The sequence below is a fragment of the Pseudomonas sp. PAMC 29040 genome (assembly GCF_003994535.1).
Classification (GTDB): Bacteria; Pseudomonadota; Gammaproteobacteria; order Pseudomonadales; family Pseudomonadaceae; genus Aquipseudomonas; species Aquipseudomonas paraversuta.
Genome location: NZ_RZAA01000012.1, coordinates 88,973 through 103,833, shown reverse-complemented (window position 1 = coordinate 103,833; position 14,861 = coordinate 88,973). Strand labels below are relative to the sequence as shown.

16 protein-coding genes are annotated in these 14,861 nt (G+C 57.9%); 6 read left to right on the top strand and 10 right to left on the bottom strand.

Annotated features, from left to right (window positions below):
- Window positions 1-92 precede the first annotated feature (92 nt).
- Genes WG29040_RS20295 through WG29040_RS20280 form a run of 4 tightly spaced genes read right to left on the bottom strand, consistent with a single transcriptional unit; the run spans window position 93 to window position 2,069 of the window.
- Window positions 93-914 carry a M48 family metallopeptidase gene (locus WG29040_RS20295; protein ID WP_127196807.1) on the bottom strand — a complete coding sequence of 274 codons (822 nt, stop codon included), beginning with the start codon at window positions 912-914 and terminating at the stop codon, window positions 93-95.
- Window positions 915-948: 34 nt separating this feature from the next.
- Window positions 949-1,575 carry an SOS response-associated peptidase gene (locus WG29040_RS20290; RefSeq protein WP_003443741.1) on the bottom strand — a complete coding sequence of 209 codons (627 nt, stop codon included), beginning with the start codon at window positions 1,573-1,575 and terminating at the stop codon, window positions 949-951.
- Between the two features lie 45 nt (window positions 1,576-1,620).
- Window positions 1,621-1,881: a putative signal transducing protein gene (locus tag WG29040_RS20285; protein WP_003443742.1), complete on the bottom strand. Its 261-nt coding sequence runs from the start codon at window positions 1,879-1,881 to the stop codon at window positions 1,621-1,623.
- Between the two features lie 5 nt (window positions 1,882-1,886).
- The gene (locus WG29040_RS20280) at window positions 1,887-2,069 is read right to left on the bottom strand and encodes a CPXCG motif-containing cysteine-rich protein (protein WP_003443745.1); all 183 of its coding nucleotides are present in this window, start codon (window positions 2,067-2,069) and stop codon (window positions 1,887-1,889) included.
- Window positions 2,070-2,176: 107 nt separating this feature from the next.
- On the opposite strand from WG29040_RS20280, the gene WG29040_RS20275 reads away from it, so the two are divergent.
- On the top strand, window positions 2,177-3,340 hold the full coding sequence (locus tag WG29040_RS20275) for a 1-acyl-sn-glycerol-3-phosphate acyltransferase (protein WP_177412995.1): 1,164 nt from the start codon (window positions 2,177-2,179) through the stop codon (window positions 3,338-3,340).
- 137 nt (window positions 3,341-3,477) lie between these two features.
- Window positions 3,478-3,684, top strand: a complete 207-nt coding sequence (locus WG29040_RS20270) for a hypothetical protein (protein WP_003443751.1) — start codon at window positions 3,478-3,480, stop codon at window positions 3,682-3,684.
- 59 nt (window positions 3,685-3,743) lie between these two features.
- Here WG29040_RS20270 and WG29040_RS20265 read toward each other — a convergent pair whose 3' ends face one another.
- Window positions 3,744-4,328, bottom strand: a complete 585-nt coding sequence (locus WG29040_RS20265; protein WP_003443754.1) for a YajG family lipoprotein — start codon at window positions 4,326-4,328, stop codon at window positions 3,744-3,746.
- A 159-nt stretch (window positions 4,329-4,487) separates the two neighbouring features.
- Here WG29040_RS20265 and WG29040_RS20260 point away from each other — a divergent pair, with 159 nt between their 5' ends.
- Complete coding sequence (locus tag WG29040_RS20260) at window positions 4,488-4,721, top strand: hypothetical protein (protein WP_003443757.1); 234 nt, start codon at window positions 4,488-4,490, stop codon at window positions 4,719-4,721.
- A gap of 736 nt (window positions 4,722-5,457) precedes the next feature.
- The gene (gene mqo, locus WG29040_RS20255) at window positions 5,458-6,960 is read left to right on the top strand and encodes a malate dehydrogenase (quinone) (protein WP_003443760.1); all 1,503 of its coding nucleotides are present in this window, start codon (window positions 5,458-5,460) and stop codon (window positions 6,958-6,960) included.
- Window positions 6,961-7,070: 110 nt separating this feature from the next.
- Here the strand turns inward: mqo and WG29040_RS20250 are convergent, their stop codons facing one another.
- The 5 genes from WG29040_RS20250 to WG29040_RS20230 all read right to left on the bottom strand — a co-directional run bounded on the left by WG29040_RS20250 (window position 7,071) and on the right by WG29040_RS20230 (window position 11,660).
- Complete coding sequence (locus WG29040_RS20250) at window positions 7,071-7,358, bottom strand: PA4642 family protein (RefSeq protein WP_010655567.1); 288 nt, start codon at window positions 7,356-7,358, stop codon at window positions 7,071-7,073.
- A gap of 51 nt (window positions 7,359-7,409) precedes the next feature.
- Window positions 7,410-7,904 (bottom strand): hypothetical protein, encoded by a 495-nt coding sequence (locus WG29040_RS20245; protein ID WP_003443766.1) that lies wholly within the window; start codon window positions 7,902-7,904, stop codon window positions 7,410-7,412.
- A gap of 84 nt (window positions 7,905-7,988) precedes the next feature.
- A complete protein-coding gene (locus tag WG29040_RS20240) occupies window positions 7,989-9,704 on the bottom strand; it encodes an ABC transporter ATP-binding protein/permease (RefSeq protein ID WP_003443768.1) in 1,716 nt (571 codons plus the stop codon).
- Between the two features lie 140 nt (window positions 9,705-9,844).
- Window positions 9,845-10,405, bottom strand: a complete 561-nt coding sequence (locus WG29040_RS20235) for a response regulator transcription factor (protein WP_003443770.1) — start codon at window positions 10,403-10,405, stop codon at window positions 9,845-9,847.
- Window positions 10,398-11,660, bottom strand: coding sequence for an ATP-binding protein (locus WG29040_RS20230; RefSeq protein WP_003443771.1), 1,263 nt, complete (start codon window positions 11,658-11,660; stop codon window positions 10,398-10,400). The genes WG29040_RS20235 and WG29040_RS20230 overlap by 8 nt, the downstream gene beginning before the upstream one ends.
- A 312-nt stretch (window positions 11,661-11,972) precedes the next feature.
- Here WG29040_RS20230 and WG29040_RS20225 point away from each other — a divergent pair, with 312 nt between their 5' ends.
- Window positions 11,973-12,689 (top strand): SIMPL domain-containing protein, encoded by a 717-nt coding sequence (locus WG29040_RS20225; protein ID WP_003443772.1) that lies wholly within the window; start codon window positions 11,973-11,975, stop codon window positions 12,687-12,689.
- Between the two features lie 416 nt (window positions 12,690-13,105).
- On the top strand, window positions 13,106-14,731 hold the full coding sequence (locus tag WG29040_RS20220) for an ABC transporter substrate-binding protein (protein ID WP_003443773.1): 1,626 nt from the start codon (window positions 13,106-13,108) through the stop codon (window positions 14,729-14,731).
- Window positions 14,732-14,861: the final 130 nt, after the last annotated feature.

The following is a 14,861-nucleotide window of genomic DNA, read 5'->3' as shown; positions in this document are numbered from 1 at the left end:
GCCAATGCAATCGCCGGCAAGCCAGGCTCCCACAAGGCGGTCTGAATTGTGGGAGCTGGCTTGCCGGCTATGGGATCACTGCGGTCTTAACCCTACTGGGTCTTCGGCGCTTGCTCATACAGCGGCATCACCTTGGGGATCGCCGCTTGCAATGCCGCAATCCGGCTGCTGGAAGCCGGGTGGGTGCTCATGAATTCCGGCGGCGCATCTTGCGCTTGCGCGGCCATTTTCTGCCACAGGGTAATCGCTGCATTCGGGTTGTAACCCGCCCGGGCAGCCAGCTCAAGGCCGATCAGGTCGGCTTCGTTTTCGTTGCTGCGGCTGTTGGGCAGCGTCAGGCTGTAGTTGACCACGGTATCGGCCAGCTGCAGGCTGTCCTGGCCCAGGCCCAACAACGCACCCGCGCCCTGTTTGGCGATCTCGATGCCATAGGCTTTGGACATGGATTCACGCCCGTGCTCGCGCAAGGCGTGGGCAATTTCATGGCCCATGATGGCGGCGATTTCGTCGTCGCTGAGCTTGAGCTGATCAATGATCCCGCTATAGAAAATGATCTTGCCGCCCGGGCCGCAGTTGGCGTTGAGCTCGTCGCTCTTGATCAGATTGACCTCCCAGTTCCATTGCGCGGCATCCGGACGAAAAAACGGCGCCCGGGCAACCAGGCGGTTGGCAATGGCTTGCAAACGCTTGGCGTTGGCGCTGGTTTTGTCCAGTGCGCCTTTGCTGCTGGCCTCGGTGACAGTCTGCTGGTACGACTGCGCATACATCTGATCCACTTGCTGACTCGACAGCATGCTGAACATGTACTGCTTGCGCTCAACCCCTACCGCGCCGCCACTGGTGGTGTTCACCGCCTGGCAACCTGCGAGCAATACCCCGGCGCCCACCGCGCACACTACCGCTAACTTACCCATCATGACTCTCCATAAACATGGCGCGCATCGTATCTCAACCCGGTGTCAGACACTCGGGCGCATTAAGTTTTGGATCATTGACCAGATTGGCCAGCGGCCGTTCGCGCAACGGCGTTTGCGGGCTGGCGAGCAATGCCTGAAGGTCCTGCAGCGGGGTTTCAGGGTCGAGCCAGGCCTGCTGCCCGGCCTCATCCAGAATCAGCGGTCGACGCTGACTGGCGGCGGCCTGAGTAATCACCGCAGTACTGAGCCACACATGCCCCTCGACCGGATAGGCCTCCCAGATGCCGGCAAAAAACAGCGAAGCGCCCTCACCCGGCGTCAGCCAGTAGGGTCTTTTACGCGTGGTCCCACGCCATTCGTAAAAACCGTTGGCCGGGATCAGGCAACGGCGCTGGCGCAGGGCATCGCGAAACATCGGTTGCTCGGCCACGGTTTCGGCCCGGGCATGGGCCGGGGTGCGCGACAGGTCAGTCAGCCACGGCGGGGTCAGCCCCCAGCGTGCCCGCGCCAGTTCACGCTGGCCGGGTTCGGCCCCGGCACGCAGGATCAATACCGAGTCATTGGGTGAAATGTTCCACTGGGCCTGCTGATCCGCCGGAAAACCGGGCAAGGCTGCAAATGCAGGGTTCCAGCGAAACAGGGCAAAACGTCCACACATGGGGCAGCACAACTCTTCTATATAGATGCAAAAAATATTCACTGATCAGCAGATCAGTACATCCGGGAAGCTTTCAGGCTCATCGCCCGCCACGGGTGACGCCGCATTGTACGCATCGATCAACTGGCGCGCGTATTGCGCCTGATCATCGGCCACCGTCAACCCCAGCAACCCGAGCGCCGGCAACTCGCCGGTCCCCCCGACCAGATCAGCCCCGTCCAGTCGGGCCTCGACCCCTTCACTGGCAAGCATGCCCAGCAATAGCTCGGCTTCCATCAGATTCTGGGGCTCGTAGATACGGCGCATGGTGATCACTCGTTCTCGCTACGCACATCAAGCATCCACTCCTGACCGTCGGTTTGAAGATGGAACACAATCGGCCGGCAACACACGGGGCAATCTTCAACGTAGGTCTGATCGCCACCCGAGAGGTCGAGCACGGCTTCAGCCACCTCACCGCAATACGGGCAATCGTAGTGTTCAGTCTCAAGCATCGCGGTCTCCAGAGTGACTTGTGCGTATAATCGCCGTCTATTTGCAGGGCTATTATTTTTGTCCTGCCCTGTGTACTAACCCTAGCCGTTTCCAACAAGAGAGCATGATGGGCGAATTCGATACCATCCGACCTTACGACGACGCAGAAGTCCCAGCAGTGCTGGCCCGGCTGCTCGGCGACAAGGCGTTTCTAGATATCCTGACCCACTTTCGCTTTCCGCGCCTGGCCGGCGCTTTCGGCTGGTTGTTAAAACCCCTTATAGCGCATCGTCTGCGTAAAGAGTTCGCCAGCGTTACTTCTGTCGCCACCTTACAGGACAAGGTCGAAGTCTATGTCGACCGCACCATCGAAAACGCAACCGACGGTGTGACCTACACCGGCGTCGAGCAGTTGAAGGCCGGCAATGCCTATCTGTTTCTGGCCAACCACCGCGATATCGTGATGGACCCGGCCTTCGTCAACTACGCGGTTTATCACGCTGGCCTGCCAACACCGCGGATCGCCATTGGCGACAACCTGCTGCAAAAACCCTTTGTCAGCGATCTGATGCGCCTCAACAAGAGCTTCATCGTGCATCGCTCGATCACCGGCCGCCGTGAAAAGCTGGCGGCGTATCAGTTGCTGTCGGCCTATATCAACCATTCGATTCGCAACGACTGCCAGTCGATCTGGATTGCACAGGCTGAAGGCCGCGCCAAGGACGGTGATGACCGTACTGATTCGGCGATTCTGAAAATGTTCCATATGAGCCGTAAAAACGAGCCGTTTGCCGAGGTTATACAGTCACTGAACCTGACTCCGGTGTCCATCAGCTACGAATACGACCCCTGTGACCAGGCCAAGGCTCGTGAGCTGTACATACGCGCCACCACGGGCACTTACAGCAAGGCTGCGGGCGAAGACGACACCAGCATTGCCAACGGCATTACCGGCTACAAGGGCCGTGTGCACGTTAACTTTTCGACACCTGTCAGCGAGCCATTCGAGGACAGCAAATTGCTGGCCAGCGAAATGGACCGGCATATTCTGAGCGGCTATCGCCTGTTCCCGGCGCACTACCTGGCGTACGCACAATGGAGTGATGCCGACCCGCAACTGCAGGTTCCACTGGCTGCGCAAGTGTTCCCTGCCGAAGAACTGGCCAAGGCCCAGCAGGAATGGCAACGCCGCCTGGACGCCTGCCCTGTCGAACACCGGCCGTATCTGGTGTTGCAGTATGCAATGCCGGTGCGTAACCAGTATCGGGTCAAGGCCGGCCTGCCTCTGTAACCCCTTCTCTGCTGCAGGCGCGGTCTCGCGAGATTTCTAGAGCTCGCGCCTGCAGGCACAGGGTAATTTCAGCTGTCACCGTATCGTCATGTAGAGAGGTCACTCTATGGCCCCTCGACACCGACACGGAGCTTGTCATGCTGCACGCAGAAAACCAGGACCGCCTCTACCTCATCACTCCCAGCGATGAACAGCAGGCGTTGATCGAAGGTCTGGCATTCAACGTCCAGGATCACCATTGGCTGGTCTATTGCGCACTCAGCGGCCACACCCATGCCGACTTGCCCGAGCTGGACCTGCTCACCGGCGTCAGCCGGCTTGAACTGTATGCCGAAGCCGCCTGAAACCTTTGCCCATAAAAAAGCCCGAACTCACAGAGTCCGGGCTTTTTGTCTTACTGGCATTACTCGCCGAGCAAACGACCAATAGCCGGGTCTTTAAACACTCGGGTCAGGGCATCACTCAGTACGTCACTCACCAGTTTGGTGTTGGTTTCCTGGTTCGGTGCCATGCCAAAGCGCTGGTCCAGCGACGCGCCGTAACGGCCACTATAGGTACGGCCGCCGTTTTTCACATCAGAGCGAAAGGTTGCGCCGATGGTCGCTTCGGTCACGTACATGGTGTCCTTGGGCGACTGATATTTCAGTTCGGCCAGGGTCACGGTCAGGGTTGGCGCATTCATCGCATTGGACGTCGGCGTGTAGCCCAACAGACGCACAGCCGCTTCGGCCTGGGCTTGCAGCTTGGGGATCAGATCTGCGCTGCTGACGCTGATCGCGCTGGTCTCCGGATACATGCCGCCACGGGTGCCCAGAGTCGGCCCCGGACGACCGTCCACCACACGCACCACCACCGGTTGACCACGTCCCACTGGCGCCAGTTGCGCGGTCAGCTTGGGTTGCGGGCTGAGTTGTTGCGGGCTGTGGGCACAGCCGACCAGGGTCAAACTGGTCACAGTAATCAAACCGAACAACAGGCGTTGCAACATGCTCATCTCTCCAGGACTGGGTAAAACAGGCCGCCAGTATAGCGGTGCACTGCACTTGCTAACTAGCCGCTTGCTGTCACCCCCTTGTCATGACCGATACATGGGGCTGTCACCTCATGCCGGTAGTGTTTGCGTTACTGACTCCCGAGGTGCCCGCCCATGAACAGTCTATGGTCGCTGCTCAGCTTTACCCGCCCCCGTCGCTGCTTCGCCCGACTGGACAGCGCAGGCCGCTGCCAGGCATTCAAGCAATGCAAACAACCGCCCGTCGGCGATGCCTGGGTCGAAATCGAAGAAATCCGCCTCAACTGGTTACACCAGGTACTACCCGCCAGCGCCCGTATCCCCTCGCGTGCAACGCGTTCGGCGGTGCTACCGCTGTTAGGTCTTTGACTGGCGAACCAATAAAAGTCATTTAACAGGATCAATTGCCCGCGTTTCTTCGTTACAATCTCCCCCCGATTATAAGGACGTCTCCTGATCGGGCCTCGCAGCACCGCTAATGCGCTTGTATTAGCTCCCCGGCACCGCCCACAGAGAGTCGCCCACACAGATCATGTGAAGCTGGCGAGCTTGCTGTTCACTGCGCAAACCACCGCCTTTACTCGATCTGCCAGAGCTGCCATTGGCCAGGCCACTGCTTTTTTCCCGTTATGCCGTTTGCGGCATGCCATTCACGGGTCAGGTACCAGGCTTGCGGCAGCCCTTTTTTGAGGTTCACGTCTTCAAAAGAGCGTGAAAAAAAAACGGGTTTCACAACTTCACAAGAGTGTGGCGAGCAAATGAAAAGTTTTGCGTCTGAACATGCACCATTAGCGTCTGAAACAGTCTCACCAAGCAGGACAGTCGCGGGCTACTGCGCACACGACTGAAAGCCTGTCCGCTTACGGATTTGGTTGCACAAACGGACGCTCTAGACCTTAAGTCGAATTGCCTCACGGGTACTGAAATGCGTTCATATGAACCCTGAAGGCCCTGGTCTGAGCGTGCGCTGAAGCTGCAAGAAATTGCGAATAATCGGACATGGCGATCCTGGCCATGAGTGACCCGGGGCCCTGACTCAAACATGCCCCGGGTGACCTGGCAGCTATGCCGTCAATTTGGTGCCGTAGATTTTGGAGACGCGTTAATGGCGCATAACGAAGCAGTCGACGTAGTACTGGTTGGAGCGGGCATCATGAGTGCCACCCTCGCCGTACTGCTCAAAGAGCTCGACCCCGGCCTCAAGCTGGAAGTTGTTGAGCAGATGGACTCGGGTGCCGCGGAAAGTTCCAACCCGTGGAACAACGCAGGCACCGGTCACGCTGGCCTTTGTGAATTGAACTACACGCCGCAGGCGGCAGATGGTTCGATCGATATCAAAAAGGCTGTGCATATCAATGCCCAGTTCGAGGTATCGAAGCAGTTTTGGGCCTATCTGGCGCAAAAAGGGACCTTCGGTTCCTGCAAATCCTTTATTAGCCCGGTGCCTCACCTGAGCTATGTCGAAGGCGAAAAAGGCGTGTCCTTCCTGAAAAAACGCTTTGAAGTGCTGAGCCGGCACCACGCGTTTTCAGACATGGAATACACCGAAGACAAAGGCAAAATGGCCGAATGGATGCCGTTGATGATGCAGGGCCGCCCTGCGGACCAGGCCATCTCGGCGACCCGCGTGATGCAGGGTACCGACGTCAACTTCGGGGCCCTGACCCAGCAACTGCTCAAACACCTGGGCAGCGCACCGGACACGCAGATCAAGTACAGCAAAAAGGTCACCGGCCTCAAGCGCAACGGCAGCGGCTGGACGGTGAGCATCAAGGACACCAATAGCGGCACTACCCGGCACATCGATGCCAAGTTCGTATTCCTGGGCGCTGGTGGCGCGGCATTGCCGTTGCTGCAGGCTTCAGGCATCGAAGAGAGCAAAGGCTACGGTGGCTTCCCGGTAAGTGGCCAGTGGTTGCGTTGCGATAACCCTGAAGTGGTCAAACTGCACCAGGCCAAGGTTTACAGCCAGGCGGCAGTGGGCTCGCCACCGATGTCAGTACCGCACCTGGACACCCGGGTGGTGGATGGCAAGAAATCGTTGCTGTTCGGACCCTATGCCGGCTTCACCACCAAGTTTCTCAAACACGGTTCATTCCTTGATCTGCCGATGTCGATTCGCCCGGGCAACATCGGGCCAATGCTCGCTGTGGCACGGGACAACATGGACCTGACCAAATACCTGGTCAGCGAAGTGCGTCAGTCGATGGAACAACGCCTGGACTCCCTGCGTCGCTTCTACCCGCAGGCCAAAGCCGAAGACTGGCGTCTTGAAGTGGCCGGACAACGGGTACAGATCATCAAGAAAGACCCGAAAAAAGGTGGCGTGCTGCAGTTCGGCACCGAACTGGTTGCAGCAAGGGACGGCTCGCTGGCCGCTCTGCTGGGCGCGTCTCCGGGTGCTTCGGTAACTGTCTCGATCATGCTCGACCTGATCGAACGTTGCTTCCCTCAAAAGGCTGCTGGCGAATGGGCGACCAAGCTCAAGGAAATTTTCCCGGCCCGGGAGAAGGTCCTCGAAACCGATGCTCAGCTGTACCGTGAAGTCAGCACCCGCAACTCCGAGTTGCTGGAACTGGTTGAACCGACCACCACCAGCATCGCGTAACCTCTGCGCCTGAAAAAAAGCCCGCCCCCTTTTGGGGGACGGGCTTTTTTGTTGCTTCGACAATGCTGCACCCTGGTCGCCGCCTCGTACCTCGTCAGCGGCGCGTCTGGTTAACCGCGGGCGTTGTCGATGAGCTCGATGTAATCGGCAGCGTGGCGCTGATCCTTGATGATTTCGACGAACGTCTGGCCATGTTCATCCTTGCCATCCAGGTCATACCCGGCTTCCTTGAAGAAGGTCAGGAAACGCTCGAAATCGTCGATGCGCAGACCACGATAGGCTTTGATCAGTTTGTGCAGCGACGGCGAAGTGGCGTCCACGGGCTCGAAGTCCAGGAACAATTTGATCTGCTCATCGCCGATCTCGTCACCAATCAACTGTTTCTTATCTTTACGCATGTCCGACTCCAGCCTGCTGATACTTCACGGGGCCCGCAGTTTACCCAAGGCTCAACGCGCGCGCACGCTGCCGGTGTGCAAGTCGGCCCAAACATGGCCATTGGCATAGGTCAAAAACTGACAGTAGACCGTGTCGTTGCGCAGCAGATCCATCACCACCCGGTATTGGGACTGCGGATAGGAAAGGCTCAAGGTCCGGGTTTTGCTGTCAAACACAGGCTTTTTCAGGCTTTTGCTTTCGCCATCGAACGATATCAGCACCTGGCGCACGGTCGCCCCCTGACTCATCGGCTTGCCCTTCAATCGCACCGACAAGGGAGACGTTACGGGAATCGGCTGCTGATTGGACTGGCGCTGACTGCCCAGCACCACGGAATACGAGGTCACCAGCATCAACTGCTGTTGCTCGGGCTGTCCGGCCCGCAGCTGAAGATCATCGGCAGGCAAGAACTGCCCATGCAGGGGCGGTGTAGCAGCGGGTGCCGCCACCAGAGGCAGGCTGGCCAGCATCAGGCTCAGAGCAGCACAGCGAAGTAAAAGACTCATGTCGGGCTCCAGAACGCAGGGAGCCGCACTCTAGCATGCGGGCTGCGGGCATCGGGAGACCCTCGGAGCCTCCCGCCCGCCTCCCTAGCGGGCAATCAACTGCCCGTCCTGAATCCGCACATGCCGTGGATGGAAGCGCGTCAGACTACTGCGATGCCCCACACTGACAATGCTCAGCCCCGGCAACTGATCAATCAGGGCTTGATACAGCATGGCCTCATCTTCCTCATCCATCGCCGAGGTCGACTCGTCCATATACAGCCACTGCGGGCGATACAGCAGCACACGGGCAAAGGCCAGCCGCTGTTGCTCGCCCCCGGAAAGCAGGCGCTGCCAGTGGTTGGGCTCATCCAGCTTGGGAATCAGATGCTCCAGGCGACAGGTACGCAGTACTTGCTCATAACGCTCGGACGGATAGCTGTCGCCGGTCTGTGGATAACTCAATGCGTCACGCAAAGTGCCTATGGGCAAATAAGGTTTCTGCGGCAAAAACAGCCCGCGTTCCTCTGGCAGGCGAATCGCCCCGCCGCCTTGCGGCCAGAGGCCTCCCATTGCCCGCAGCAAGGTACTTTTACCGCTGCCGGAACGACCACTGAGCATCAATCGTTCCCCCGGCGCCACTTGCAGGCTGGCCTCATGCAGCAAATGCCGGCCATCGGCCAGGTCCAGACTCAGATCATCAATCTTCAAGGCATGGCCCCGGGTCTCGAGGTCAATCGCCGGCGGACGCTGTTCGTTGTCAGTCATGGCCTGCCGGAAACTCAGCAGACGGTCGCAGGTGGCGCGCCATGCGGCCAGGGTGACGTAGGCATCGATAAACCAGCTGAAGTTCTCTTGTACGTTGCCAAAGGCCGAGTTGATTTGCATCAGCTCGCCCAGCTCGATCTTGCCGGCGAAGTAGCGCGGTGCCGCAACGATAAACGGAAAAATAATGGCGATTTGCGAGTAGCCCGCGGTGAAGAACGTCAGGCGTTTTTGCACCTTCATCTGGGTCCAGAAGTTTTTCCAGACCTTGTCGAAGCGGGTGCTGAGGCGCTCATGTTCATTGGGTTCGCCGTTGTACAGGGCAATACTTTCGGCGTTTTCACGTACCCGGACCATCGAGAAACGCAGGTCAGCTTCAAAGCGTTGTTGTTGGTTGTTCAGACCGATCAGACGTCGACCGATCAAGTGCGCCAGCCAGCTGCCGACAGCGGCATACAGCAACGCACACCAGAACATGTAACCGGGAATAGTGATGCCGAAGACTTCGATGCTGCCGGAAACGCCCCACAAAATAATCGAGAACGAAACCAGACTGACCACGGTGCGGATCAAGCCCAGTCCCAGGGTCAGGGTGCTGTCGGTGAACGAGTTGAGGTCTTCACTGATACGTTGGTCAGGGTTGTCGGTATAACCGCCCTGCTCCAGCTGGTAATAATTTTTGTGGGCGAGCCAGCGTGAAAAATGCTGCTCGGTCAGCCAGCGTCGCCAGCGGATAGTCAGCATCTGGGTCAGATACAGCCGGTACACCGCGCCGACAATCCCCACCGCAGCGATGATCCCGAAGTAACCGATCAGGCTCCAGAACGCCTCGCCGTCCTTTTTCTCCAGCGCGTTATAGAAGTCCTTGTACCAGTGGTTGATCCACACCGAGATGCCCACGCTGACCAACGACAGGGCAATCACCGCGATCAACAACAGCCAGGCCTTGGCCCGCTCTTCACTGCGCCAGTAGGGTGTTATGAGGCCCCAGACCCGAGGTATGAAATCTCCACGCACAGCATCATTCACCACAGAAGCCTCAGCGTTCTGATTCATCGTTCAGCCTCGGTTGGAGTAAAGAGCACTCTGCAGGCCGGTCAGGACAACCGGCCTGTAACGCTATGACACGTTTCGATACAGATTAGGGGCTGCAGCCATTTGGTTGCAAGCCGCAACACCATGGCTACAGCTGCGGTTCAGCGTCGAACCGGACGCTTCTGCAATTTGCGCTGCAACGTGCGGCGGTGCATGCCCAGGGCGCGGGCCGTAGCGGAGATATTGCCTTCATGCTCACCCAGCACGCGCTGGATGTGTTCCCACTGCAAGCGGTCAACCGACATCGGATTGTCCGGCACCAGGGTTTCAAGGTCGGCATGCTGGGAGAGCAAGGCTGCCAGCACATCGTCAGCATCGGCCGGCTTACACAGATAATTGCAGGCGCCGCGCTTGATCGCCTCGACAGCAGTGGCGATGCTCGAATAACCGGTGAGGATCACCACCCGCATTTCCGGGTCAAGTTCGAGCAGCTTGGGCAGCAATACCAACCCCGAGTCACCCTCCATTTTCAGATCCAGCGCAGCATAATCAGGCAGGTCCTGCTGTGCCAGGATCAGGCCTTCTTCAGCCGACCCTGCGGTGCTGACGCGAAATCCGCGGCGGCCCATGGCCCGTGCCATGACGCGGGTAAATGTGGCGTCGTCATCCACCAGCAGCAAATGTGGCAGCTCTTCGCCTTCGACCTGGATTTCTTCACTCATTTTCGTTTCCTCGGGCGACACGTGGCAGGCGCAGCTCGGTGAGCGTGCCGCCATCCTCGTGACTGTAGAGTTTTACCGAGCCGCCGGCGCGTGTCACGCTGGCTTTGCTCAAGAATAGGCCCAGGCCGAAACCTTTGCCCTTGGTGGTAAAAAAAGGTTTGCCGATTTGCTCGGCGATGGCCAACGGTACACCCGGACCGTGGTCGCGAATACTGATCGTCAAATCCACGGCATCCCAGTCCAGGCAAACCTCCAGCCCTTCAGGGCAGGCATCCGCTGCATTGTTCAACAAGTTGAGCAATGCCTGGGTCAGATCGGGGGGCGGTGCCATACGCGGAACCGGCGCGTGTCCCAGGCATTGAAAACGATAGGTCGCTTCCGGGCGCATCAAGTGCCAGCGATTCAAGGCTTCGTTCAGCCAGTCGGTAACATCCTGCTCTTCAATGGCCAGGCGGCGATTGGCTTCGGCGGCACGTACCAACTGCTGCAACGTCTCTTTGCATAATTTGACCTGGTCCTGCAGCACGCTCAGATCATCCTGCAGCTCCGGATCGAGGTGATCGCGGCGCATCTCTTTGATCAGCACGCTCATGGTCGACAAGGGCGTCCCCAACTCATGGGCCGCACCTGCCGCCTGGGTGGCGACCGCAAGCAATTGCTGGTCGCGCAAACCTTCTTCACGGCGCAGGGCGCGCAGTTCTTCCTGACGGCGCAGCTCATGGGCCATTTTCGTGGCAAAAAAAGTGATCACTGCCGCTGATAACGCAAAGCTCAGCCACATGCCGTAAATCTGCAGCTTTTCGCGGAAGAAGGCGCCCGCATCCAGCGGGTAGGACTGCATCATCAATAGGGTGTACAGCGCCAGGGCGATGCCGGAGAGCACCACGGAAAAACGCCAGGGCAGCGTCACTGCGGCAATGGTCAGGGGCACCAGATAGTACGAGACAAACGGATTGGTCGAGCCGCCCGAGAAATACAGCAATGCACTGTGGATAAACAGGTCGCACGCCAGTTGCAACGCGTACTCCAGTTCAGTCACCGGCCATGTGGTACGCAGCCGGATAGCGGTAAACGCACACAACAGCATGGAAAACCCGAGGGTCACACTCAGCTGGAACCAGGGCAGCGGCAGCAGATCGAATGCGTAGGCAATACCGACGGAACCTGCCTGCGCGGCCAGCACCAGAGTGCGGATAAGGGTAAGACGCCAGAGGTTTTGGCGTGTTTCTGACAATAACTGTACGGGGGCGAGCATGAGCTCTCCTGATGAGCGCTGCAGGCGAATCGCCGGGAGTATAACCAAGCAGGCGACCTGACAGACAGAAGTGCGGCAAACGGCCACAGTGTATTTGTCAGAAAACAGGCTAACAGCCCCTCAACCCGCAGGAGCGAGCTTGCTCGCGAGCCTGGATCCAGCAGCGAAGAACTCGCGAGCAAGCTCGCTCCTGCATACGGCTGGAAGATGTATTGAAAATGTAACTGGGCGAACTGATGGCCACTCTCTACAGTCTTAAGGATCTGACGCAGCTGGCACGACTGGACTGCGTTCCCCACCCCAGGAGCCTTTATGTCTACTTTCCAGCCCACCGCTGCCCTTTTGACCCTGAGCCTCGGCGCACTTGCCAGCTTGCCAGCCCTGGCTGAAGAGGTTCATTACAATCAGGTTTCCTTGCGTGCCGAAGCCAGTCAGGAAGTGCCGCGCGACTTGATGATCGTGACCCTGTACACCGAAGCCCAGAACACCGACTCGGCCAAGCTGGCCGCAGAAATCACCACCGCGATGAACAAGGCCATTGGCGAGGCCAAGCAAGTCAAGGCCGTGACCCTGCGCCAGGGCAATCGCAGCAGCTACCCCATCTATGACAACAAGACCCAGAAGATCACCGGCTGGCGCGAGCGCGCCGAGCTACGCCTGGAGAGTACAGATTTTGCCGTACTGTCCAAGCTCACCGGCGATCTGATGCAAACCCTGAAAATGGGCAACATGCAGTTCACCGTCGCCAACGCCACCCGCAAAACCAGTGAAGACGCATTGCTCAAGGATGCCGTCAACGCATTCAAGGCCCGTGCTCAACTGGCCACCGACGCACTGGGCGGCAAGGGTTACAAGATCGTCAACCTGAACCTCAACACCAACGGTTATCCGCAACCCTACATGCGCAGCGCGATGATGATGAAAGCCGCCGCACCGGCGATGGACTCCGCACCGACTCCCGATGTCGAAGCCGGCACCAGCGAAGTCAGCATGAGCGCCGATGGCGTGATTGAAGTCCAGATGCAATAAGTCCCCGACGCGACACCAAAAGCCCTTGCCGTGCTCACGCCGCAAGGGCTTTTGCGTTTTCAGGAGCCGCACCCGGAACATACGGATGAACAATCGGATAAATCCTACATCCCCAATCAGCACTGGCTGACATCTTTTCCCGACTGAAATCCAGATAAGTAACAGCCCGCTCCATACCAGTGCAGAGCAGCACCCGAAATGTCGCATACGTGTAACTAAATGAGTCGAAAAACGCCACGCAAACGATCAAATGCGCCAGAAGTTATACATAAGCGACATTCTTGTACGATCGTTCCACGTTTTATCGGTTCGTTGGCCTACGCATATTGCATTGGGTATGGGCTGTGCATAAGTATCGCCGGGTCGACTCACAAGGTCGCCCTCAAACCAAAAATGACAAAAATCATGAGGTCACCATGTTCAAACACGCGGTCATTCCGTTTCTAGTGGGCGCCAGCCTGCTCGCCAGTGCACCTTTCGCCCAGGCGGCGACCAATCTGGTGTTTTGCTCCGAAGGCAGCCCGGCCGGTTTTGACCCGGGTCAGTACACCACTGGTACTGACTTCGATGCATCAGCAGAAACCATCTATAACCGCCTGAGCCAGTTCGAACGTGGAGGCACCAACGTTGAGCCCGGCCTGGCCACCAGCTGGGACATTTCGCCGGACAACCTGACCTACACCTTCCACCTGCGCGATGGGGTCAAGTTTCACACCACCCCTTATTTCAAGCCTACGCGCGATTTCAACGCCGATGACGTGCTCTTCACCTTCAACCGCATGCTTGATAAAGACATGCCGTTCCGTAAGGCCTACCCCACCGAATTCCCTTATTTCACCGACATGGGCATGGATAAAAACATCGCCAAGGTGGAAAAAATCGATGACAAGACCGTCAAGTTCACGCTGAACACGGTTGATGCTGCGTTTATCCAGAACATGGCGATGCACTTTGCATCCATAGGCTCTGCCGAGTACGCCGACAAACTGCTCAAGGAAGGCAAGCCTTCCGATATCAATCAAAAGCCGATCGGTACCGGGCCTTTTGTATTCAAGAGCTACCAGAAAGACTCCAACATCCGCTACACCGGCAACAAGGATTACTGGAAGCCTGAAGACGTCAAAATCGACAACCTGATCTTCGCCATCACCACTGACCCGTCAGTGCGCATCCAGAAGCTGAAAAAGAACGAATGCCAGGTCACCATTTACCCGCGCCCGGCTGACCTCGCGGCACTTAAAGCCGACAAAGACCTGCAGATGCCCGAAAAGCCTGGGTTCAACGTCGGCTATATCGCTTACAACGTCATGGACAAGATCAAGGGCAGCAACGAACCCAACCCGATGGCCCTGCTCAAGGTGCGACAGGCACTGGACATGGCGGTAAACAAACAGCAAATCATTGATTCGGTATATCAGGGGGCGGGGCAATTGGCGGTTAACGGAATGCCGCCCACCCAGTGGTCTTATGACGACACGATCAAGGACGCGCCCTACAACCCTGAGAAAGCCAAGGAGCTGCTCAAGGAAGCAGGCATCAAGGAAGGCACCGAAATCACCCTGTGGGCCATGCCGGTTCAACGCCCCTACAACCCCAACGCCAAGCTGATGGCTGAAATGCTGCAGTCGGACTGGAGCAAGATTGGCATCAAGGCCAAGATCATGACCTACGAATGGGGCGAGTACATCAAGCGTTCCAAGGGCGGTGAAAACGGTGCGATGCTGATTGGCTGGAGCGGCGACAACGGTGACCCTGACAACTGGCTCGGTACGCTGTTCGGTTGCGATGCCATTGAAGGCAACAACTTCTCCAAGTGGTGCAATCCAGAGTTCGACAAGCTGATCAAGACTGCCAAGGCCACCACCGACGTGGCTGAGCGCACCAAGCTGTACAAACAGGCGCAACACCTTCTCAAAGAGCAGGTTCCGATGACACCTATCGCCCACTCGACGGTGTATCAACCGATGCGCAGCACCGTCCAGGACTTCAAAATCAGCCCCCTTGGCCTGACGTCCTTCTACGGCGTAGGCATCAGCAAATAAAAGCACTGGCGAGTGCGGCCTGAATGGCGCACTCGCTTGCCTGCCAGGACAACGGAAATCCCCCTCATCTTGAAGCTGCTGCGTACTGACGCAGAGGCTATAGGACGTCGAGACGTTTCCTACGTGATTG